This is a genomic window from Endozoicomonas sp. ALE010 (assembly GCF_049310165.1).
Lineage (GTDB): Bacteria > Pseudomonadota > Gammaproteobacteria > Pseudomonadales > Endozoicomonadaceae > Endozoicomonas.
The window spans coordinates 102,413-124,370 of record NZ_JBLYNV010000003.1; the positions used below are offsets into that span (position 1 = coordinate 102,413).

At 48.2% G+C, this 21,958-nt stretch carries 15 protein-coding genes; 9 read left to right on the plus strand and 6 right to left on the minus strand.

Features of this window, described 5'->3' with window-relative positions; translation table 11 throughout:
• The first annotated feature begins 185 nt into the window (after positions 1-185).
• The 6 genes from ACO6UY_RS02585 (at position 186) to ACO6UY_RS02610 (ending at position 9,890) form a co-directional block, all read left to right on the plus strand.
• Positions 186-2,138 (plus strand): F-box protein, encoded by a 1,953-nt coding sequence (locus tag ACO6UY_RS02585; RefSeq protein WP_422488962.1) that lies wholly within the window; start codon positions 186-188, stop codon positions 2,136-2,138.
• A gap of 19 nt (positions 2,139-2,157) precedes the next feature.
• Positions 2,158-3,189 carry a hypothetical protein gene (locus tag ACO6UY_RS02590; protein WP_422488964.1) on the plus strand — a complete coding sequence of 344 codons (1,032 nt, stop codon included), beginning with the start codon at positions 2,158-2,160 and terminating at the stop codon, positions 3,187-3,189.
• A 430-nt stretch (positions 3,190-3,619) separates the two neighbouring features.
• On the plus strand, positions 3,620-5,968 hold the full coding sequence (locus tag ACO6UY_RS02595; protein ID WP_422488965.1) for a hypothetical protein: 2,349 nt from the start codon (positions 3,620-3,622) through the stop codon (positions 5,966-5,968).
• A gap of 134 nt (positions 5,969-6,102) precedes the next feature.
• Complete coding sequence (locus tag ACO6UY_RS02600; RefSeq protein ID WP_422461065.1) at positions 6,103-6,348, plus strand: WD40 repeat domain-containing protein; 246 nt, start codon at positions 6,103-6,105, stop codon at positions 6,346-6,348.
• A 240-nt stretch (positions 6,349-6,588) separates the two neighbouring features.
• The gene (locus ACO6UY_RS02605) at positions 6,589-8,184 is read left to right on the plus strand and encodes a WD40 repeat domain-containing protein (RefSeq protein ID WP_422488967.1); all 1,596 of its coding nucleotides are present in this window, start codon (positions 6,589-6,591) and stop codon (positions 8,182-8,184) included.
• Between the two features lie 239 nt (positions 8,185-8,423).
• Positions 8,424-9,890: a WD40 repeat domain-containing protein gene (locus ACO6UY_RS02610; RefSeq protein WP_422488969.1), complete on the plus strand. Its 1,467-nt coding sequence runs from the start codon at positions 8,424-8,426 to the stop codon at positions 9,888-9,890.
• A gap of 309 nt (positions 9,891-10,199) precedes the next feature.
• Here the strand turns inward: ACO6UY_RS02610 and ACO6UY_RS02615 are convergent, their stop codons facing one another.
• The 3 genes from ACO6UY_RS02615 to ACO6UY_RS02625 form a co-directional block, all read right to left on the minus strand.
• Complete coding sequence (locus tag ACO6UY_RS02615; RefSeq protein ID WP_422488970.1) at positions 10,200-10,868, minus strand: hypothetical protein; 669 nt, start codon at positions 10,866-10,868, stop codon at positions 10,200-10,202.
• Between the two features lie 652 nt (positions 10,869-11,520).
• Positions 11,521-12,438 carry a hypothetical protein gene (locus tag ACO6UY_RS02620; protein WP_422488972.1) on the minus strand — a complete coding sequence of 306 codons (918 nt, stop codon included), beginning with the start codon at positions 12,436-12,438 and terminating at the stop codon, positions 11,521-11,523.
• Positions 12,439-12,911: 473 nt separating this feature from the next.
• Complete coding sequence (locus tag ACO6UY_RS02625; protein ID WP_422488974.1) at positions 12,912-13,136, minus strand: hypothetical protein; 225 nt, start codon at positions 13,134-13,136, stop codon at positions 12,912-12,914.
• Positions 13,137-13,427: 291 nt separating this feature from the next.
• Between ACO6UY_RS02625 and ACO6UY_RS02630 the strand changes: the two genes are divergently transcribed.
• The 3 genes from ACO6UY_RS02630 (at position 13,428) to ACO6UY_RS02640 (ending at position 14,502) form a co-directional block, all read left to right on the plus strand.
• Complete coding sequence (locus tag ACO6UY_RS02630) at positions 13,428-13,748, plus strand: hypothetical protein (RefSeq protein ID WP_422488976.1); 321 nt, start codon at positions 13,428-13,430, stop codon at positions 13,746-13,748.
• Between the two features lie 332 nt (positions 13,749-14,080).
• Complete coding sequence (locus ACO6UY_RS02635; protein WP_422488977.1) at positions 14,081-14,305, plus strand: hypothetical protein; 225 nt, start codon at positions 14,081-14,083, stop codon at positions 14,303-14,305.
• Between the two features lie 35 nt (positions 14,306-14,340).
• The gene (locus tag ACO6UY_RS02640; protein ID WP_422488979.1) at positions 14,341-14,502 is read left to right on the plus strand and encodes a hypothetical protein; all 162 of its coding nucleotides are present in this window, start codon (positions 14,341-14,343) and stop codon (positions 14,500-14,502) included.
• A gap of 70 nt (positions 14,503-14,572) precedes the next feature.
• Here the strand turns inward: ACO6UY_RS02640 and ACO6UY_RS02645 are convergent, their stop codons facing one another.
• From ACO6UY_RS02645 to ACO6UY_RS02655, 3 genes are all read right to left on the minus strand, one after another.
• The gene (locus tag ACO6UY_RS02645) at positions 14,573-18,247 is read right to left on the minus strand and encodes a DUF1601 domain-containing protein (RefSeq protein ID WP_422488980.1); all 3,675 of its coding nucleotides are present in this window, start codon (positions 18,245-18,247) and stop codon (positions 14,573-14,575) included.
• A 123-nt stretch (positions 18,248-18,370) separates the two neighbouring features.
• Positions 18,371-19,723, minus strand: coding sequence for an ankyrin repeat domain-containing protein (locus tag ACO6UY_RS02650; protein WP_422459450.1), 1,353 nt, complete (start codon positions 19,721-19,723; stop codon positions 18,371-18,373).
• Positions 19,724-19,962: 239 nt separating this feature from the next.
• Positions 19,963-21,912, minus strand: coding sequence for a hypothetical protein (locus ACO6UY_RS02655; protein ID WP_422488981.1), 1,950 nt, complete (start codon positions 21,910-21,912; stop codon positions 19,963-19,965).
• Between the last annotated feature and the right edge of the window lie 46 nt (positions 21,913-21,958).

Sequence of the window (21,958 nt, forward strand, 5' to 3'; positions counted from 1 at the left end):
ACCGGCCCCCTGCTTTTCTTCAATCCACTATCAGAGCATGAAGTGGTGGTCCTGAGCCGTACCAAGAATGGCGACATTACCAATATCACGCTACAAATTTGGGAAATAAGAGATGCTGGCACCCCGAATTGCAGACAACACGTATTTTGAAAACATTCACAACCTGATGATCAAACTCACTCTTTATGATAGTGCCTATTGGAAGCTGCCCGGAAACTTCCCGGCCTTTGGCCTGTCCATTAAGACATGAAACTAATGATCATGCCGGTAATCACTGGCCAAGACAGGAATGGTACAAGCCAGTGAGCAACCCTCTCTATGCAACCGCTGCCGGCCTTTCCAAGGTGCCGGATTGCCCTGTAAATCCGCCTGCTAAAACCATACGCTCCAAATCCCCACCCACTGTCGCATGCCCGGAGGTCTGCCCGCAAACACAACCGTTGTGGCAAAGAACGATTACCAAACTTCCTCCTGAACTTTTAGTCATGATTTTTGACTACCTGGAATTCGATGATATTCGGCATGTCAATGCAACCTGTCTGGCATTTCGGGATGTGGTCATAGAATACAAATACATTCAGGAACTGTCTTATTTTGCCCGACTTCCCCTGAGCTTTCGGGAACAGTACCAGCCAACGGCCCGGTGGCAGAAAAAATCCCTGCCCTTTCATCCATTTGATCATTCAGCACCGCTGAACGCCAGGAGGATATGGTTCAGGGACAGGGTAATAAACAACCTGCCTCAGATGTCGGCATTACTGTGCCTTACCACCCTGGGGAAGATGGAACCATGCCCGGCTTATCGTATGGTTCCGCGATTTAAAGTCACTCTCACCACGTCTGAAGCAGTGCAACAAGATTCTGACGATCCTGATCCTGTTCGCTTCAGCCCGTCCAGTCGTCATCTGTTGTTTTATGGTCGTTGTTTTAATGACGCTCGAATTCTGGCCAAGGATGACCGGGGGCAATGGGCACAACAGCCCCTGAATTGGTCCGATAACCGCGGCAGTCGGGTGATTACCGCGGCAAATTTCAGTGCTTGCACAAATCGCCTGTTAACCTGCAGCAGTGCGGGCTACATTAATACCTTGCACCCGGCGCACCGCTGTTGGGAAGAGGTTGGCGAAGAAATAATGCTGTCCGATCAGGTCGTCCAATTCAGCCCTTCAGGGAACTATATGGCGACCTACAGCAGGTCCAACCCTCTGAGAATCTGGCGCATGGAAGGAAATAACCAGTGGCAGGAAATGGAGGTGTGCGGCTTCTGCCCTGGAGTAAGCATTGTTGAAATCCTGTTCAGTCCATCGGAGCAGCATCTGTTACCGAAAGGTTTGTATGAATTAACCATATTATCTCTGAATGATCGTGGAGCCTGGTCAGCGCAGATAATATTAGAAACATCCTGTACTTGCATAGAGTATATGGATTATTCCAGATTCAGCCCAGTGGCGGATCAGCTTCTGGTCGGTTACTACAGTACTTTACCCAAAACTGGAAGGGTCTCTATTTTCAGCCCGGAACCCTCGGGGGAATGGCAAGAGACGATTATTTCCCCGGACTTCAAACTGCTTGAATTCAGCTCTACCGGTAAATACTTGTTCAAGAAATACCCCTGTGGCCCTAATTTGCAGCTATGGCCCAGACCGGAAAAATTGTCGGACTGGTGGCTGAATCCTCCTCTCTTGCCGCACCCGGATGCCCCATCAACAGCGATGCATGACTCAGTAATAGTGCTCAAACATGAATCTCGTTTAGATAAGGCGCAGTTCAGTCCGTCTGACAGCCACTTACTGGTCAGTTGTAAAACCGGTACGATCTATATCTGGGGGAAGAATCAGGCAGGCGAATGGTCAATACAAGCCATCAACAGGGACTGCAACCCAACCGCTAAACCCTGCTTCAGTCTGTCTGGCCTGCATGTGCTGACTAGCAACCTTACAATGGTAGGCATCCTGGGGCGCAGTCAGCAAAAGGACTGGCCGCTCAAGGGGATTATCAGGCAAGACGATATCCTGAAAGCCTACTTCAATCCACTATCAGAGCATGAAGTGATGGTCCTGAGCCGTCATACGGATGGTGACATTACCAATATCACTCTACAAATCTGGGAAACAAGAGATGCTGACAAGCAGGATTAAAGGCACTGGTCTGCGTGGTATGAGCAATGCAGACTCATCTTATTCAGAAGAGAACATCTATATGACTGATCAATCTCTACCAGAGACACCAACTGGCGTCCTCATGGGTAGAGAGGTCACAGTCTTGAAAAAGAGTAAACCTTCATCGCTCAATTTTCCCCCGGTAGCAGATAAAGCAAAATCAACTACAATCGTGGAAGAATCACAACATATTAAGAAAACCTTAGAGGAAACTTCCTGCGCATTTGCAAGATGTGTTTCACTTCATAATGAGATTAAGGTAGATAGTAGATTGTTATCCAACGTTGCTTCTGAAAAACAGGATATAGATAAAGAATACTTGCCCGAAAAACCTCTCATAAAAGCAAGTGACTCATTTTCATCTGCATTAGAATTGAGTATTAATGAACTAAACAATGAGGATGCATGCCACACGACGGTATCAGTTCTTGAAAAAAACTTCTCTAAAGAAAAGTACTCGAGACCTTATATTTTTTTCCCTTATGATCAGCAGATATATAAGACGTACATCAATAGTGACCCAGAACATAATTATATTTTTATACATAAGATTTATTATTTACTTCCTAATGTTAAAGTATATTCCCATGATTTCGTTATTCTCAGAAAAAGTAACCTTTTCGAAATCTTACAATCGATGGTAGGTGCATTCAGTCTTGATCAATGGCTCACTGGCGATCCTTCAACAATAATCGCAAACAAAAAAAATTATCAACATGCCAATGATTTAAATCTGTTTTCCCGGGACAACGAATCTTCACCATTTTTTACTAAGAAGAAGGATAAAATAAAAAGATTGGGAGAAGAATTAAAAAAAACTGAACAACCATTTTATAAAGCAATAAAAACAAGAAAAAATAAACCTTGCTCTAAAGCTGTTTTTAACCAGAAAATTTTACCCACATTGTTTTCAGCTTTAAGTAATTCAGATGATCACCCCTACTTCAGAATGTTCGCAGTTTCAAGAAGATACTTAAACATAAGACCAGAATATCAGCTGCTTTTAGAGGTATACAATGCACAAATATAAGTGGCCCACCCACCTTGCCCATTGTGGCCTATTCCGATCGAGCTTTGCCGTGAAAGAAAATTGCCACGGAGGCACAGAGACACGGAGAACAGAAAAACGCTTTTCCTCTGCGTCTCCGTGATTCTGTGGCTAAAGCTTTCATGACAGAGGGTGACAAACCATCGTCATGAACATTTGTACCCTTCGTGGCACCATTTTAACTTCCCGAAGCCGGGAGCAGGCGCTCAATGTCTACCTTGAGAATGGAACCTGATAATCATATTGAGGTCAAACATTGGCATTTACCGTCCTGGGGTTTATTTTGCAAGCGACAGCATCAAATCCCCCCCATCCAAAGCCTGCCTACCGGGCTGGCCAACAAGCCAGCCCAGGCAGATTTACTGGCCGGTCCAGAAGTACATTTATCGGTAAAAGAATATCAAATCATCAATTGCACAGAAGAAGAGCCAGTACCCCGGATGATGGCCAATGTATTGAAGATGCCTTTTGGAAAAGTAAACCATTACACGGACGTCAAATCACCTCAGGTGTCGTGCTCAGGGCCTATAGAAATGACAGGACATCTCTGAGAGCTGGCTTCTTCCTGCAAAAACTTTGCTTACAGAACATTCTGCATGACAATAAAAGAAAAATCACCCCGGATCAGGTCATTCAGGAATTCAACCGGAAGCCAAATCGAAACAATAAGCAGACATTGGCAATAGCACGTTTCAAAGCGGAATGTTGCCTGAGGAACCTGCTGTTGAATGGCCAGCGGGTCACATCGGATGAAGCGATTGAAGGTTATCAGGCAGCCACAGCCACACTGGAGTTAGCCCGTTTCAAGGAAGAGTGTTGCCTGAGACACCTGTCGTTGAATGGCAAGGCAGTCACACCGGATGAGGTGCTTGGGGATTTCCCGGATAGTCCGGAAGGCAGACTGGGGATGGCACGCTTCCAGGCGGAGTGTTGCCTGAGAAGTCTTTGGTTGCATGGCCAGCAAGTCTCACCGGATTCCGTAGTTGAGGGTTTTCAGGCCGTCAGGGCAACACTGGGGCTGGCGCGCTTCAAAGCGGAATGTTGCCTTAGAGGCCTGTTATTGAATGGCCAGCAGGTCTCACCGGATTCCGTGGTGGAGGATTATCAGGCCGCCAGAGCAACGCTGGAGCTGGCACGCTTCAAAGCGGAATGTTGCCTGAGAGGCCTCTCGTTGAATGGCCAGCAGGTCTCGCCGGATTCCGTGGTTAAGGATTACCTGGCAGCCAAAGCAACACTGGAGTTGGCGCGATTTAAGGAACATTGTTGTCTGAGGAGTCTGCCGTTGAATGGCCAGCCAGTCACACCAGATGCAGTAGTCAAGGGTTATCAGGCCACCAAAGCAACACTGGAGCTGGCACGATTCAAAGCGGAATGCTGCCTGAGGAGCCTGCCGTTGAATGGCCAGCCGGTCACACCAGATGCGGTGATTGAGGATTTCCCGGATAGCCCGGAAGGCCAGCTTGGGATAGCGCGCTTCAAACAGGAATGTTACCTGAGGGGGCTTTTTGTGGATGGCCAACAGATAACAGCGGATGCAGTGGTTAATAATTTCCCGGATAGTCCGGAAGGCAGACTGGGGATAGCGCGCTTCAAACAGGAATGTTGCCTGAAGGGCTTGGCGTTGAACGGCCAGCAGGTCATACCCGATCAGGTGGTTAAGGATTATCGGGCCGCCAAAGCAACACTGGAGCTGGCACGCTTCAAAGCGGAATGTTGCCTGAGGGGCCTGTCGGTGAATGGTCAGCAGCTCACAGCGGACGACGTGGTTAAGGATTTTCAGGCCGCCAATGCAACGCTGGAGCTGGCACGCTTCAAACAGGAATGCTGCCTGAGGGGCCTCCCGTTAAATGGCCGGCCACTCACACCCGGTGAGGTGGTTAAGAGTTATCAGACCGCCAATGCCACTCTCGAGCTGGCGCGCTTCAAAGCGGAATGCTGCCTGAGGGGTATGCCGTTGAATGGCCAGCAGCTTACACCCGGTGAGGTGGTCAAGGATTTTCAGGCCGCCAATGCAACTCTCGAGCTGGCGCGTTTCAAAGCGGACTGTTGCCTGAAGGGCCTGGCATTGAATGGCCAGCCGGTCACACCGGATGAGGTGGTTAAAGATTATCAGGTCACCAGGGCAACACTGGCACTGGCACGCTTCAAACAGGAGTGCTGCCTGAGGGGCCTGGCATTGAATGGACAACCAGTCACACCAGATGAGGTGGTCAAGGATTTCCCGGATAGTCCGGAAGGCAAACTGGGAATATCGTGTTTAAAAGCGGAATGCAGCCTCAGGGGCCTGCCATTGAATGGCCAGCTGATCTCGCCGAATACGGTGATAAAGGATTATCACGCACTCAAAGCGAAACTTGAATTATCGTACTTTAAAGCAGCATGTTACCTGGGGAACCTGCCATTAAATGACCAGTCGGTCACACCGGATGAGCTGGTCAAGGATTTCCCGGACAGTCCGGATGGTAAACTGGGGATTGCCCGTTTCAAAACGCAATGTTGCCTGAGGGACTTGCCGTTAAATGGTCAGCTGGTCACACCGGATGCAGTGGTTAAGGATTATCAGGCCACCGAGGCAACACGGGAATTGGCACACTTCAAAGCCGAATGTTACCAGAGGGGTTTGGCGTTGAATGGCCAACCGGTCACCCCGGATAAGGTGATTAAGGAATATGAACGGTGTGGTTGGTTACGCGATAGAGATTTTTTTTATTCTCATCTGCCATTGAAGGCAAGATCTCAGTTAAGTTTAAGTATTTCCTGATTCCCAGCAATGTGGGCACACCACCGGTCGATTGCTGCTTTGGCATCCACTCCATGTAACTGGAAACTCTTTTTGCTCAGATCAATTCCGAGAATAACAACCTGATTTCAAAAAGCAATGCCCTCGAAACCTGCGTGGTGACGCTGAATGGGCATACCGGCTGGGTGAGCTCAGTCGCGACATTGCCCGATGGGCGGCTGGCTTCGTGCTCTGAAGACACGACCGTAAAGGTGTTGGATCTGAGCAAACCACTGCGCAAAGAGCCAAAGGTGATGACGAACAATAGACACACGGGCGGGGCGAACTCAGTCACGACAGCGACCGATGGACGACAGGCTTCTGGTTCTCCTCCTCTGAAGAGAAGAAAAACCACTGAATAAGGTAAAAAATACCAATGGTATCGATTCTGAAAATTTCCAGCACAAGGAGTCAGAAATATATAATTTCATATGGTTAGCTGTTTACGGCCGGGTCTGGAAAAACAGACGCCTCCCATCAATGATTCGGTGTAATGGACGGATTACCGCGTTGGTGCTTGCCAATGTGCAGCCATCAATTAACGTCAGATTTATTGCATTGTCGGGCAGGAACTTTAGCGCTGTTCACCGGTCAAAGGCGGCATGCCTATAAATGCCGTTGATAATGCTTCCACTCATCCCTCCCGGGATACAACTCCGTCTGGTAATCCGCCGGGAGAAAAAAACACAGAGGGGGTTTCGGTGGTTCCTCTTAAACAAGTGTCGCCTTTACTGGCATTACCCGATGAAATGCTGACTCAAATTGCTGACAGCCTGACGTTCGTCGAATTTCACCGCCTGGCTTCAACAAGCAGCCGCTTGCTAACCCTGTTCAATACCGAAGAAAAATTGAAAAAACTGTCCGCTCAATATTACGGCACTGCTTCTGACGCATACAGAAAAACAATTGAAAACAGGGATATACCTGCGGTTCCTGACCATGACATTGAGGACCCTCTATTACGGCTGGCTTACCTTCGATATGTCAGCAATAACTACCTGATTGCACAAAGCAATTCCCTGAAAACCTGCGTGGCGACCTTGAGGGGGCATACCCACGGGGTGGTCTCAGTCACGGCATTGCCCGGCGGGCGACTGGCTTCCTGCTCTAATGACGGGAACATAAAGGTGTGGGATCTGAGCAGGCCCAAGGGGCAGGAATGCGTGGTGACGCTAAAAGAGCATAAGACCTTTGTGAATGCTCTCACGGTATTGCCCGATGGTCGGCTGGCTTCCTGTTCTTCTGACCGGACCGTAAAGGTGTGGGATCTGAGCAGGCCCAAGGGGAAGGAATGCGTGGCGACGCTGAGAGGGCATACCAGCGGGGTGATCTCAGTCATGGTATTGCCCGACGGGCGGCTGGTTTCCTGCTCTGAAGACAAGACCATAAAGGTGTGGGATCTGAGCAAGCCCAAGGGGCAGGAATGCGTGGCGACGCTGAATGAGCATACTCACTACGTGATTTCTGTCGTGGTATTACCCGACGGGCGGCTGGCTTCCTGCTCTGTTGACCAGAGCATAAAGGTATGGGATCTGAGCAAGCCCAAGGGGCAGGAATGCGTGGCAACGCTGAATGGGCATACCGGCTGTGTGAAATCGGTCAAGGTATTGCCCAATGGCCAACTGGCTTCCTGCTCTGATGACCAGACCATAAAGGTGTGGGATGTGAGCAAGCCCGACGGGCAGCAATGCGTGGCGACACTGAATGTGCATGCCAACTGTGTGAGATTCACGGTATTGCCCGATGGGCGGCTGGCTTCCTCCTCTGCTGCCGGGACCATAAAGGTGTGGGATCCGAGCAAGCCCGACGGACAGCAATGCGTATTGACGCTCAGAGGGAATACCGGTTGGCAGCTCTCAGTCACGGTATTGCCAGATGGGCGGCTGGTTTCCTGCGCTAATAAGGGGTTCGTAAACGTTTGGGATCCGAGCAAGCCCGACGGAGAGCAATGTGTGGCGACGCTGAAGGTGCATGCCGGGAGAGTGTCATCAGTCACGGTGTTGCCCGATGGGCGGCTGGCTTCCTGCTCTGACGACAAGACCGTCCAGGTGTTGGATCTGAGCAAACCACTGCGCAAGAAGCGAAGGGTGCTGATGAGGAATAGGCGCACGGACGGGGTGAACTCAGTCACGACAACGACCAATAGACGGCAGGCTTCTGGTTCTCCCCCTCTGAAGAGAAGAAAAATCACTGGATAAGGTAAAAAAACCAATGGTATCGATTCTGAAAATTTCCAGCACAAGAAGTCAGAAATATATAATTTCATATGGTTAGCTGTTTACGGCCGGGTCTGGAAAAACAGACGCCTCCCATCAATGATTCGATGTAATGGGCGGGTCGGCGCGCCGGTGCTTGCCAATGTGCAGCCATCGATTAACGTCAGATTTATTGCATTGTCGGGCAAGAACTTTAGCGCTATTCACCGGTCAAAGGCGGCATGGGCACGAATGCCGTTAATAATGCTTCCACTCATCACTCCCGGGATACCAATCCATCTGGTAACCCGCCAGGAGAAAAAACCGCAGAGAGTGGTTCGGTGGTTCCTCTTGAACAGGTGTCGCCTTTACTGGCATTACCCGATGAAATGCTGACTCAAATTGCTGAAAGCCTGACGTTCCTCGAATTTCACCGTCTGGCTTCAACAAGCAGCCGCTTGCTTACCCTGTTCAACACCAAAGAAAAATTGAAAAAACTGTCTGTCCAATATTATGGCCCTGCTTCAGCAGCGTACAGAAAAACAATTGGCAACAGGGATATACCTGCGGTTCCGGACAATCACATTGATGACCCTCTATTACGGCTGGCTTACCATCGACACGTCAGCAATAACTACCTGATTTCTGAAAGCAATACCCTGAAGACCTGCGTGGCGACGCTGAAGGGGCATACCAAAACGGTGAACGCAGTCACCGTATTGGCTGATGGACAGCTGGCTTCCTGCGCTGATGACGGGACCATCAAGGTATGGGATCTGAGCAAGCCCAACAGGCAGTGGTGCGTGGCGACACTGAATGAGCATACCGATTACGTAAACTCAGTCACGGCATTGCCCGACGGCCAACTGGCTTCCTGCTCTTGTGACCGGACCGTAAAGGTGTGGGATCTGAGCAGGCCCAAGGGGCAGGAATGCGTGGCGACGCTGAATGGGCATTCTGCGTGGGTGAACTCAGTCACGGCATTGCCCGATGGGCGGCTGGCTTCCGGCTCTAATGACGGGACCGTAAAGGTGTGGGATCTTGGCAAGCCCGACGGGCAGAAATGTGTGGCGACGCTGAATGGGCATTCCGGCTGGGTGAGATCGGTCACGGTATTGCCCAATGGCCGACTGGCTTCCTGCTCTGATGATCAGACCATAAAGGTCTGGGATCTGGGCAAGCCCGACGGGCAGCAATGCGTGGCGACGCTGAATGAGCATAGCAACTGGGTGAGTTCTGTCACGGCATTGCCCGATGGGCAGCTGGTTTCCTGCTCACATGACGAGACCATTAAGGTGTGGGATCTGAGCAAGCCCGACGGGCAGCAATGCGTAATGACGCTGAGAGATAGTAGCGATTTGCTGCCGTCAGTCACAGTATTGCCCGATGGCCGGCTGGCCTCCTGCTCTACTGACGGAACCATAAGTGTGTGGGATCTGGGCAAACCCGACGGGCAGCAATGCGTGGCGACACTGAAGGTGCATGCCAGGTGGGTGAGGTCGGTCACGGCATTGCCCGATGAGCGGCTGGCTTCCTGCTCTGCTGACAAGACCGTAAAGGTGTTGAATCTGAGCAAACCACTGCGCAAGAAGCCAAAGGTGATGACGAGCAATAGGCACACGGGCGGGGCGAGCTCAGTCACGACAGCGACTGATGGACGACAGGCTTCTGGTACTCCCCCGCTGAAAAGAAGAAAGATCACTGAATAAGGTAAAAATGCGAAGAAGCGACGGTCAGGTCTTGATTCCTGAATAAAGTCAAGAAAAACGAAAAGCCAGGGTCAGGCCTTTGTATTTGAGCAAATTCAAGATTCAAGACCTGACATTGTTTATTTGAAATATCCAGGAGGCTGACCGAGAATAGACTGCTTTACTGCGGTGGCAGCAAATTGGTCTAAAAAGTCGGAAATTTTTAGCCAATAGAACCACTATTCACTAAAAATTCCGACTTTTTATCCTCAATTTTCTGCTATCCTCGCTACGGGGTCGCCTAGACGGGCGCTATTCTCGGTCAGCCTCCTAGCTGTGTTTAGTGCCTTGCATATCAAGAATATTCTGTATCCGTGAATCCAGTTGCTGTTTTAATTCCTGATAATCTTTATTAAATTGTGTCACGGAAAGTACATTGTCGAGAACTTCGTGGCCATCGTTTATTATCTTTTGTAATTTTTCGGCCGAAGTAATGACTATATTCTCAGCATATGAAATACATGCCGGGACTTGATAAGCAGTGATATTTGATCTGATGTCAGGCAGCAGCCCGGCAGCGCCATGAAGGGTAGATCTCAGAATATACCCTGCATCCTGTTTGCGTTCCAGTATGCGTTCCAGTATGCGTTCCAGTTTGTCGAATCTGGATCTGAATTGCTTCAGGGCCTGTGCGGCTGATTCATCAGTAATCGGTTGTGATGAGTCCATAGCGCTGTCAAATCCAAATTTCAATTCCTCACTCCAGGTTCTCAGATCGCTGATGATGTGTTTTGCAGAGAGGGTTTTCTTGCCGTTCTCAATAGCCGATAGTTCCGGGCCTATAAAAACACTAGACCTTGGGATATCACTTACCTCACGGACGATATCGACATATTTTGTTGCCAATTTCGCAAGTTCTTTCATGTTCTCCTGCAATTGCCCCAGCCTTTGTTGTTCTGCCAGCCTTTGTTGTTCTGATAGCTGGCCTGTGTTGACCAAAGGCTCCGACCGTGAGTTTGACCGGCCTGCTTCCTGAGCTACGGGTGTCTGAGTGTCCTTTGGGTCAGGCCGTGGCGTTGTAGTCTGAGCATGCAAGTCACCGGCAGGACTATGAGTCACCTTCCTGCTGGCAATTTTTCTGTTCAGAACTTGTGTTAGCCCGGATTCAGGAAAGGCGTTGATGTAATTCTCGGCCTCGACGACTGAGATGGTCCTGGAATGGCCAGAGAAACAGAAAACAGCGGACAGGGCGCTCAGCAATCCTTCGGTTTGGTAATTGTATTGAATGTTTTCAAGCCAGCTCAGCTGGACGGAGGTAGATGGTGTCATACAGTAATTTCCAATAGGGTTAGTTATTTTTTGAATACTTTCGTACAAATTTGACCAGTAAGACCAGAGCAAGTTCATTTTTAACGGCAGATCCTACGTACAATATTCTGCCCACTTCGGTTCCCTGAAATTTTTGTTATGTATACTTACTCCAGTGTTAGTGAGTTTTCGACCAAAAAAGCATCTGAAAATCTCAGTATTTTTGTCTGGAAAACTGACGTCCAGGGGCAGGATTGTTACGCTGTTGGATATGGCCCGGCAACCCCAATTAATACCTGGTCTAATCAATATTGCACGCAACAGCCCGTTTTGAGCAGGTGGCTCAATTATTGATCCTATCGATCACCTGCTGACAGAACTTATTCAATAAGACAGGACTTAAAACAACTTTCAATTTATAACGTACATCATTAAGGCTGCATGATGCGGTGATTTTTAGCCAATCGTTGAGCAATTTAGAATTGCATTTATTCATATTATCCAGAAATTTTTTCAGATATTTATCATCTAAATTATCAATCAGGATATTCCAGTCAGGTGCAATAGTAATACATGCTGGATCGGATGCAAAACTCTGACTACTGGAATTCCAATAGTCTTCGAACATAAATGGATGCCCACTTTCCAGGATTCCAAATCCAATGTATATATCTACACTGTCCTGTTCCCCCTCCATAAATGAGTAGACTGTTTTTACTTTTGGCTCAATGTCTGGCTTCAGTGTATGGTCCTTCCAAGTTTGTGGATCCAGGATGCCCTTAACCTCAAAATCATTTGAATGGATGAATTGAATGTAACTTTGCCCGTTCTCGTCTTTTACCTCATAGGGTGTCAATAAACATGGCAGTCCATCTTCTTCTTTTATTTGCGATAATTCTTCAGGCTTAAATCTATCTTTCTCTAACATTAAGTTGGCCATTTCTTCAATAAACTCAACAGGTTTTTTTCCGTTTTGTTCAAAAACTTTACCAGTGTTTGCAGGCGATTCATGGGCTACCCTCAGGCGGCTGAAGTCCTCATCAGATGAAATAGCACCAATGTTTTCAGTTATAAGGGCGTAATACTCCTTAGTAGAATCAGTTGTCGCACCAGCTGCTTGAGACAAATGAATGGGAGCCCGATCGGGGGATATACCTACGCTAAAGGGGCCAAAATTGGCTTGCCCGCTTGCAGTATTTTGAGGACCTGTGCTGAAAAAATTAGCAGAATCAGGGCGGAGGTTGATATCATTGAAATCCATTACAACTATCCTAAAAATTAATCGTTATTCTAAAAATATTGTTGTTAATTCAATTACGTTAACAGAATAACTGGATGTTTAAATCATCAAAGATTAATCATATTTATATTGACACTAAATCAGGAAGAAAAGTTCAAACAAAAAACCGGGGGCAAGAAACCGGAAAGAAAGAAACCGGGGGCGAGTCTTGAATCTTGATTTGATTATCCCCCCAAGCAGAGACACCTTATAGCGATCCTTATGGAGATCGCTGTTCCGGTAATATGGGGTGCGTACGATTTTATTTTTGTAACTTTTGGTCTGATGCGATAGTTTTCTATCGTAAAAGCTACAAGGTTTTGCTTCTTTGCCGTGAAAAACAATTTTTTATTATCCGATCCTGACCAGGAAAGCCCCACAGGTCATTCCCGTTCAGTGCTGGTTACCCTTGCCTCCTGTTTCCTACTGGTTTCTCTTTGAGTTTTGGTTTGATTCTAACCATAGGATAAGTGTCGGCAGTTTATAAGCTTACCACTATCTTCTTTATCACTAAACGTTTTAGCGATATCGATCTGGTACGCATTCAGGGGTTTACGTAACATTTTGGCATAGCTTGAATTGGTTTTTTTTAATACCAAACGCAGAGTGACACCACCAAGAATACTGACAGTATATCTACCAAACTTTGCTTTTATACCATCAACAATGGTTTTGATCACCCTTACTAAAAACCATGACTCTGCATGACGATGCCAGGAGTGTGGCATAGCCTTAGCTATGTGACCGGAGTTATAACGCCGCAGGACTGCATGGATGCAGGAGATAGAGCAACGCAGGAGCAGTTACCGGGAGTGACTGCCCACTAAGTCAGAAAATAGGATTTCATTTGGTTAACTACTTAATGGCCATCGCAGATCCTTATGCTTCGTTAACAAAAATAGTAAATGGTTTGTGGTAGGGAGGAACAAGAAGAAGTAGTCTTAAGATTAATTCAATAATCCAGTAATTCAATGAATCACTCCTGTAAGTTACATTCATTCTATATTGCTTTTTCTAATCTTTATTCCAACAGATTAGATACCATAAACCAATCCTGCGAAATTGATGCCCGCAAACAACAGCAAGTGTATCAAGGCATGTCTGGTCAGGTGCTGAACTCTCCTTTTCCTGTTTACAATAGTCAATCATATATACACCAAAATGAAACAGGCATTCTTAAATCGTTGAGTGAATACAACATTGTATCTCTGGCAGACTTCAATGCAGAAAACTCTTTTGGAACGGATATTCCTGAGATACCAAAATCAGCTCTTGATAAATATGTGCCCTGAAATTCTGACGATGAAGTCATTAATAATGGGATATCATCAATATCAAATTTCCCCTTTGATCAGAAGGGATGCTTATCGGTTAGTGAGCCTGACCCAATACCTTTCAGGCATTTGTGTCCAGATGGTCAGTTAACTCATCCTCATGCCGTTCTGTTTAACCGACAGGATTTATCACCTGTTACTTTTGTTAACCCAATAAACCTGGACCAAACAAAAAGTGATACGCAAACGATCCCACGGAAAGAAGTTGCTGATAGTTTTCTTTTTAACCCACTTTCACCACCAAAATAACGTAATCATTTGATTTTGAAGCATATATTCTATTCGAATATATGGTTGGCACGATTTTTAATCGTTTAAAATCAAAATGTTACCAAGGGGTGGTGAAGGTCGGTTTTAAGCACCAAAGAAAGCGAATGCAAGACGCCGAAAAAAGAAAAATGATAAATCAGCGAAAAAGGGAACGTTATAGAGAAATGATGAAAGATCCTGAAAAAAGAGAGTTGACAAAGCAACGCCAAAGGAACGAATGCAAGACCCCGAAAAAAGAAAACTGAAAAATCAGCGCCAAAAATGGCGGTTTAGAGAAATAATGAATGATCCCGAAAAAAGAAATCTGAGAAATCAGCGCCAAAGGGAGCGGTATAGAGAAGAGATGAAAGATCCTGAAAAAAGGAAGCTGGTAAGTCAGCGAAGAAGGGAGCGGTATAATAAAATGATGAAAAATCCTGAAAAAAGGAATCTGGGAAATTAACGCCAAAGGGGGCGAAGGCATGACCTCAAAAAAAGAAAACTGAATGCCAAAGAGTATCCCAGGACAGAGATCACTGTGTTGTATCTGAAACGCGGGCACTCCTTCCCTGAAATAACCTGGTCTTTATTTGTTCAATACATCGCTTTATTGAACCTTGGTTCAAAAGCTGGTTAACCGGGATTTCAATGACCTCAAATCCTGCTTTTTGCAGCAGTGCGATTTTAAGCAGAGTCGAACCATCTCTGGTTTTGAAATCACCACCCACGTAATGTGACGGTCCCTGAACTTCAATCACAATGTTGTGATCTGGCAGTAGCAGGTCAACCGGAGGCAGTGAGTTCAGACTTTGTTCTTCTTCAATCTTCAAAGAGGGAATGCATGATTGCAGTTGATTGCGGACGATGATTTGAGGCTTTGAAATGATTATCTGGTAATGGGGGACCACCGGACACGCTCTCCCAAGCCAACTTGCGGCCATGGTAATGATGGATTGTTCCTCTTCATTGTCTGGAGGGGAGGTATTTTCCAGGCGAGTAAACAGGTCATCCATGTGCGTTTCAAGCACACTATTTTTATTGGCATTGCATTCCAGAGACAACCTGGCACAGCATACCATTACTCCCCAGAGAGACATTGATATCTCTTGATGAGAGAGCTGAGGGTGTTTACTGGTTCGGCAGACAAGGGATTCAAACGTGGATGTAACCACGTTCAACTCCACAAATTCCCCCAGTTTCGCCGTGGCCCACAGCAGATTGGCGAGACCCAGGGCATTAAATTGGTCTTTCTGTGCGTTCACCCGGGGCAACAGCGCGGCCACGGCCTCATTGAGCCCTGGTATCAGCTCCTGTCCATTATCCAACAGTTTCGCCATGGCCCACAGCAGGTTGGCTATGCCCTGGGAGTTAAATTGGTCTTTCTGTGTGTTCACATGGGGCAACAGTGCGGCCACGGCCTCGTTGAACTCCGGTGTCCGCTTATGCCCATTGTCCACCAGTTTCGCCATGGTCCACAGCAGGTTGGCGATATTTTGAGGAATAAATTGGTCATTCTGCGCGCTCACGAGGGGCAACAGTGCGGCCACGGCCTCGTTGAACTCCGGTGTCTGCTCCTGCCCGTTGTCTACCAGTTTCGCCATGGCCCACATCAGGTTGGCGATACCCTGGGCATTGAATTGGTCTTTCTGTGTGTTCACCCGGGGCAATAGCGCAGCCAAGGCCTCTTTGCGTTCTGGTGTCCGCTCCTGCCCGTTGTCCACCAGCTTCGCCAGGGCCCACAGCAGGTTGGTAATACTCTGGGCATTAAACTGGTCATTATGTGCGTTCACGGAGGGCAACAGCGTGGCTTCAGCCTCGTTGAGTTCTGGTGTCCGCTCCTGACCGATGTCCACCAGTTTCGCCATGGCCCACAGCAGGTTGGCGATACCCTGAGCACTAAATTGGCCTTTCTGTGCGCTCACGTAGGGCAAAAGCGCGGCCACGGCATCGTTGAGCCCTGGTGTCCGCTCCTGCCCGTTGTCCACCAGTTTCGCCATAGCCCACAGCAAGTTGGCAATTTCCTGCCGTGTAAAGTGAGCTTTCTGTGCGTTGATGGTGGGCAAAAGCGCGGCCACGGCATCGTTGAGCCCTGGTGTCCGCTCCTGCCCGTTGTCCACCAGTTTTGCCATGGCCCACAGCAGGTTGGCGATATGCTGAGGAATAAATTGGTCTTTCTGTGCGTTTACCAGGGGCAACAGCGCGGCCACGGCATCGTTGAGCCCTGGTGTCCGCTCCTGCCCGTCAGACACCAGTTTCGCCAGGGCCCACAGCAGGTTGGCAATCTGCTGAGGAGTCAATTGGTCTTTCTGTGCGTTCACGTGGGGCAGCAGCACGGCTACGGCCTCATTTAGCTCCGTTGTCTGTTCCTGCCCGTTGTTCACCAGCTTCGCCATGGCCCACAGCAGGTTGGCGATCTGCTGAGGAATAAATTGGTCTTTCTGTGCATTCACGCGGAGCAACAGCCCGGCCACGGCCTCCCTGATATCTGGTGTCTGCTTCTGCCCGTTGTCCACCAGCTTCGCCATGGCCCACAGCAGGTTGGCGATACCCTGTGGTTTAAAGTTGGCTTTCTGTGCGTTCACAAAGGGCAATAGCGCGGCCACAGCCTCGTTGAGTTCTGGTGTTCGCTTCTGTCCGTTGTCCACCAGTTTCGCCAGGGCCCACAGCAGGTTGGCAATTTCCTGTGATTTAAAGTTAGCTGTCTGTGCGTTCACGTTGGGCAACAGTGCGGCCAAAGCTTTGTTGAGCGCTGGTGTCAGCTCCTGCCCGTTTTCCACCAGTTTCGCCAGGGCCCACACCAGGTTGGCGATACCCTGGGCATTGAATTGGTCTTTCTGTGTGTTCACGTGGGGCAATAGCGCGGCCACGGCCTCTTTGAGCCTTGGTGCCCGCTTCTGACCGTTGTTCACCAGTTTCGCCATGGACCACAGCAGGTTGGCGATATCCTGCGCATTAAATTGGTCTTTCTGTACCTTCACGCAGGGCAACAGCGCAGCCACGGCCCCTTTGAGCTCTGGTGTCTGCTCCTGTCCGTTGTCCACCAGTTTTGCCATGGACCACAGCAGGTTGGCGATACCCTGTGGCTTAAAGTTAGCTTTCTGTGCCGTCACGCAGGGCAACAGCGCGGCCACGGCCTCTTTGAGCCTTGGTGCTTGCTCCTGCCCGTTTTCCACCAGTTTCGCCATGGTCCACAGCAGGCTGGAAATTTCCTGTGGTTTGAAGTTAGCTGTCTGTGCGTTCACGAGGGGCAACAGCGCGGCAACGACCCGTTTGATCTCTGATGCCCACTCCTGCCCGTTGTTCTCCAGTTTCACCATGGCCCACAGCAGGTTGGCGATACCCTGAGGTTTAAAGTTAGCTTCCTGTGTCACGTGGGGCAGCAGCGCGGCCACGGCCTCTTTAAACTCTGGTGTTCGCTTCAGCCCGTTGTCCAGCAGTTTCACCATCGCCCACAGCATGTTGGCGATATTCTGAGGAATAAATTGGTCATTCTGTGCGCTCACGTGGGGCAACAGCGCGGTAACAGCCTGTTTGAGCTCTGGTGTCAGCTCCTGCCCATTGTCCACCAGTTTCGCCATGGCCCACACCAGGTTGGCGATTCCACGGGCATCAATATCCCTGGCTTCAGGTTTTTGGTTGCACTTGAATATTACTACATCAAGTAGCGCTGACAATAAGACAGCTTGAGTACGTTTAAAACGCTCATCCATGGGTTTATGAGGGGTAAAAACACCTGCTGAGGTCAATGAATGAAATGTTGTCGTCAGGCTCAGCCAATTCCAGCTCCGCGTTACTGTAAAATTTTGCAGCAGACGTATCAGCTGGCTTTGTTCATCCCGATTTAAAGGTCTTTTAACAACTGACGAGTATTTTTTAATTGAACTGGCGTATCGACCATGATTTCTCCCGTCATAACGATGACCGAAATGATCAGATTTACTCACCAGATCAGCCATTATTTCCTGTTTGATGAGGGCATTAAAATCTTGAGCAGGGTTTACCAAACGGCACTGTAGATGTTGAGAAGAGCGTACACCAGAAGAATGGCAAAATTCATTACCCCCCGTGCGGGGGGGATTATTCCATTGTCTGACTGTGGCATGTCTATATCGCCCATGCCTTGAAGAAGCGGCATGGCCATCCGGTCGGTTGTAATCATTGTTTGATCTTGCACATTTACCACTGATACCACCAGAACTTCTATCCATAATTATATTTCATTAATTCATGAAAATATAAAAAGCAGACTGTTGTGCGGTTCATAAGTTCATTTTGCTGAAGTGTTTATCAGCTACCCTGGCAACGGTCCTGCCACATAGGCAGGTGTCGAATCAGCGTTTTTTTCTTTTTTTCCCAGGCTTGGGACCAAGCGGGTCTGGCAAAAGATCATATTCTTTTTTCAGGTATTCTTGCAGCTGAGTCCGGTGATGATCCTTCGCCCGATTTATCAGGGGAATGTAGTCACCACGGGTTCGGATGTAACCGCCCTCCTGGAGCAATTCCTGAACCAGTTTGATGCTTCCGCCCATGGCAGCTGCCGAGATGAGGGTTTCATGCTTTGTGCTGTTTTTTTCAAAGGTTGCCCCTGCACGGCGCAAGTCATTGACCAACTCGTAGTGACCGGCCGAGGCCGCTGCCCAGATCGGGGTAAGGCTGCCGACACTGTTGGCATTCACATCCGCACCCAGTTCGAGCAAGTACTTGACCAGATTGCGGTCACCGGCCAGGGCCGCAGCAAGAATCGGGGTCCCATAGCCGGTACTGTTGGCATTCAGATCCGCACCCTGTTCGAGCAAGTACTTAACCAGCTCATGGTCTCCAGCTCGGGCCGCAACCCAGATCGGAGTATCGTATCCTGAACTGAATGCATTGACGTTAGCACCCTTTGCAACCAGAAAACTCACAATATCAGGGTGGCCTTTTTTGGCCGCAATCCAGATCGGGGTGTTACGGCCTGTTTTGCAACCGTCAAGGTCAGCACCGTTCTCAACCAGTAATGCCACTATATCAAGGTGTTTCGAACTGGCTGCCAGGTAAAGGGGAATGTTAAAGCTTTTCATAGAGCCGTTGACGTTTACACCGTGTTCAATAAAGTACTTCACTACGTCAATGTGCCCCCCAACGATGGCTGCATCGATCGGGGTGTCGCAGTTTATGCAGATATCTTCACTGACGCCTGCCTGATGCAGGTAACTTACAACGTCAACATGGCCATATTTGGCTGCTTCCATGATCGGTGATGCAAAAAGCTTGTCGGTCCTTGCGCCTTTCTCATGGAGGTAGCGCACCAGCTCAAGATGACCCTCCCCGGCTGCTGCGGCAATGGGACATTCATGTACCTTCCAGTTCATATTGATATCCGCGCCCTGATCAAGCAATGCTTCCACGGCCTCCTTGTTGCCAGTTCGGGCCGCCTCAACCAGTTGCTTGCTCAGCTTTTTCTGTTGCTCGCTCAACGCTTTGGAGGTGGTCAGGGTGGACGACATCATGGGCTCGACAATTTTTTCCGGTACGATCATCTTTCTTGTTTTTTTACCCGTTGCGGGCTGGCTGGAATGTTCAACCGGGTGTGGTGTTTCGCGTTTTGCTGCCGTTTTTTTGCGTTTGTTTTTTTTGTCATTGGCTTGAGCAGGTGCCGGAGATGAAGAGCTGGCAGCAGTAGTGTGTTCACCTCTGATATTCATGGTCTTGAAACCTCTGTTTGTATTTACTTACACAAGACAATCAAATTTTGTTTTTTATCCCGGTCAAGCAAAAAAAAGCCTGTCGCTCGGCAGATCCCAAGGATTTATTGAAGAGTGATCTTTGTTAAGACATAGCTCATGGAGGTAACCCTAATCATAAATCTTGAATCGCTTCAAAAGATAAAACCAAGCCAGTTTCGGCTTCCCTTGTTTTGCGTTAAGAACAAAGACCCCAGCTTTCATTTTGCCTTACTTCTTGAAGACCAGGCTACATAGGGTTTACCGGGTTCGTAATATTTACCTTTTTCCCAAACTCCATCCCATACCTTATAGACCTTGGGCAGCTGGTATTTCATTTCCTCATAATTACTGAACAACTTCAGAAAACGTTCCAGTTCCTCTGTCTTGTAAGTGCGCAAAAGATGGGCTATTGATCTTCCACTTTCAACGGATTCAGCGATGTGCTCTGGTAATGGTTTGTCAGGATGGACTGACAGATGCTCAGGAAAGTAAGCCAGTGTCGCTTGATCATCCAAATATTGCAGTGCCTGATAGAGATGTCCTGTTTCCAGTCCTCTCTCGGATTGAGCCAGTATCCGGGACAACTCAGAAGCAGCAAGACTGAGTTCATTTGCCGATACCCTGAAGTCTACTTTGGTTTTTTTGCCAATATGACTTAGCTCATCCGGTGACAATCCCATGGTAAGACCAATCAAATACCAGTTGTGGCTCAATGGCAAACACCTCAAAAAATCCAGCGTCAGCGGTTTCGAACCGGTCATCTCCGGGTCTGTGCCATCATTGTGCACATCCTGCCAGAAGAGCGGTTTGAGGACGGGAGGCTTTTCAGGACTGGAGACGCAAAACCAGGGATAACGTTTTATTTTTCCAGCGATCAAATCCTCTAATCTCTCAACACAGTTGCTGGACTTAACAGCTTGCGACGAAGCATACGCAACATGTTCCGAAGTAAGTTGGGGCAGACAACGGAATGCTGCATGCAGTAATTTTGTGATATACAGGTAGCCGGGTTCTTTTTTACAAATTCTATAGAGAATTTTCTGGATTATGTGCAGCGGCAACCCAAGTGCACGAGCGAAAGATTCAGCATCCACTCCTATCATTCCAAGATCATAGGCATAATGGTGAATCTGATTTCTCAAACTCAAACTGTGTTGTTCAGAAAAATTAAAACGAGGTGGAAACCCTTTCAGGGATTCAATTAACTGGTGTGCAGTATTGATGGCCATAATTTCAGGATTGCTCAATATTTTTACCAGCTCATTTACGGTCATTCGCCCCTCTTTGGTATCCAGAATTTTTTTCAGTAGCAGGGGGGTTGACAGACACTTGTCAACAATAATGGAGCGTTGTCGCAAATCCTTATCCTTCATCAGTTCCGGGTATCCAGCGCAATAAGCCACGGTTGCGGTCGGGACAGAGCGGAGGTATTCATCACCAATGAAGATTTTGTGCAACTTGAAAAAATCCAGTTCATGATTCAGTGCAGCATTGTCGTCAACAGCCCGGACACCGGCAGGCCATTCACCGCAGAACTGTCTTTGATCAACGGCAATACCAAAGATGTCACAGTACCGTGCAACCAGATCGGGCCTTGAGATCCCCCCCAGCATGGTCAGCAATTTGCCATGGGGTATGGTAAGTTTTTCCCGGGCCAGTCCATGCTGCTGTGAATACCAGGACAAATAATCAAATTTTTGTGTTGAGTGCTCAAGGTTGTGTTGTATATTTTTTTTATTGATTTCCGCTATGGGTAAGCCCAGATATATAGCAAACAGAAGGTGATGACAGGGTGTTAGTTCCTGCTTGATTTGCGGCGGCAACTGAGACCAGGAAACAAGATCATCAAGGTGTGGTTCAGGTAATGAGGCAGGTTCAGAAGTGGGTTTTACACTCCTTGCCAATATTGCCATATCTATTACGGTCGATGTCGACTCCGGTCTCATATCTATATCTATCACAGTTGATGCCAACTCCGGGGCTATATCTGTTACGGTTGATCCCGACACCGGGGCTGGGTGGGTAGCTTCGGCAAGAGTGACCGGCTTTCCGTTAAAAGCAGACTCAGGATCTTTAGTGGTTACATCCTTTTTTGGTTGATGAACTTGTGCGAGACAGACGGGCTTATCAAGTTGGGGAGGCCGTTGATTATTGGTTAAATTGATCATCTTTTAGCTCCTCTGATAATAATGTTTTAACGTTGCTTTGCTCTGC

What these genes read in the sequence shown, in the direction of transcription:
- ACO6UY_RS02585 (WP_422488962.1), top strand. Translation starts at nt 186, where the DNA reads ATGATAGTGCCTATTGGAAGCTGCCCGGAAACTTCCCGGCCTTTGGCC.
- ACO6UY_RS02590 (WP_422488964.1), top strand. Translation starts at nt 2,158, where the DNA reads ATGAGCAATGCAGACTCATCTTATTCAGAAGAGAACATCTATATGACT.
- ACO6UY_RS02605 (WP_422488967.1), top strand. Translation starts at nt 6,589, where the DNA reads ATGCCTATAAATGCCGTTGATAATGCTTCCACTCATCCCTCCCGGGAT.
- ACO6UY_RS02610 (WP_422488969.1), top strand. Translation starts at nt 8,424, where the DNA reads ATGGGCACGAATGCCGTTAATAATGCTTCCACTCATCACTCCCGGGAT.
- ACO6UY_RS02620 (WP_422488972.1), bottom strand. Translation starts at nt 12,438, where the DNA reads ATGGATTTCAATGATATCAACCTCCGCCCTGATTCTGCTAATTTTTTC.
- ACO6UY_RS02630 (WP_422488976.1), top strand. Translation starts at nt 13,428, where the DNA reads ATGAATCACTCCTGTAAGTTACATTCATTCTATATTGCTTTTTCTAAT.
- ACO6UY_RS02635 (WP_422488977.1), top strand. Translation starts at nt 14,081, where the DNA reads ATGGTTGGCACGATTTTTAATCGTTTAAAATCAAAATGTTACCAAGGG.
- ACO6UY_RS02640 (WP_422488979.1), top strand. Translation starts at nt 14,341, where the DNA reads ATGAATGATCCCGAAAAAAGAAATCTGAGAAATCAGCGCCAAAGGGAG.
- ACO6UY_RS02645 (WP_422488980.1), bottom strand. Translation starts at nt 18,247, where the DNA reads ATGGATAGAAGTTCTGGTGGTATCAGTGGTAAATGTGCAAGATCAAAC.
- ACO6UY_RS02650 (WP_422459450.1), bottom strand. Translation starts at nt 19,723, where the DNA reads ATGAATATCAGAGGTGAACACACTACTGCTGCCAGCTCTTCATCTCCG.
- ACO6UY_RS02655 (WP_422488981.1), bottom strand. Translation starts at nt 21,912, where the DNA reads ATGATCAATTTAACCAATAATCAACGGCCTCCCCAACTTGATAAGCCC.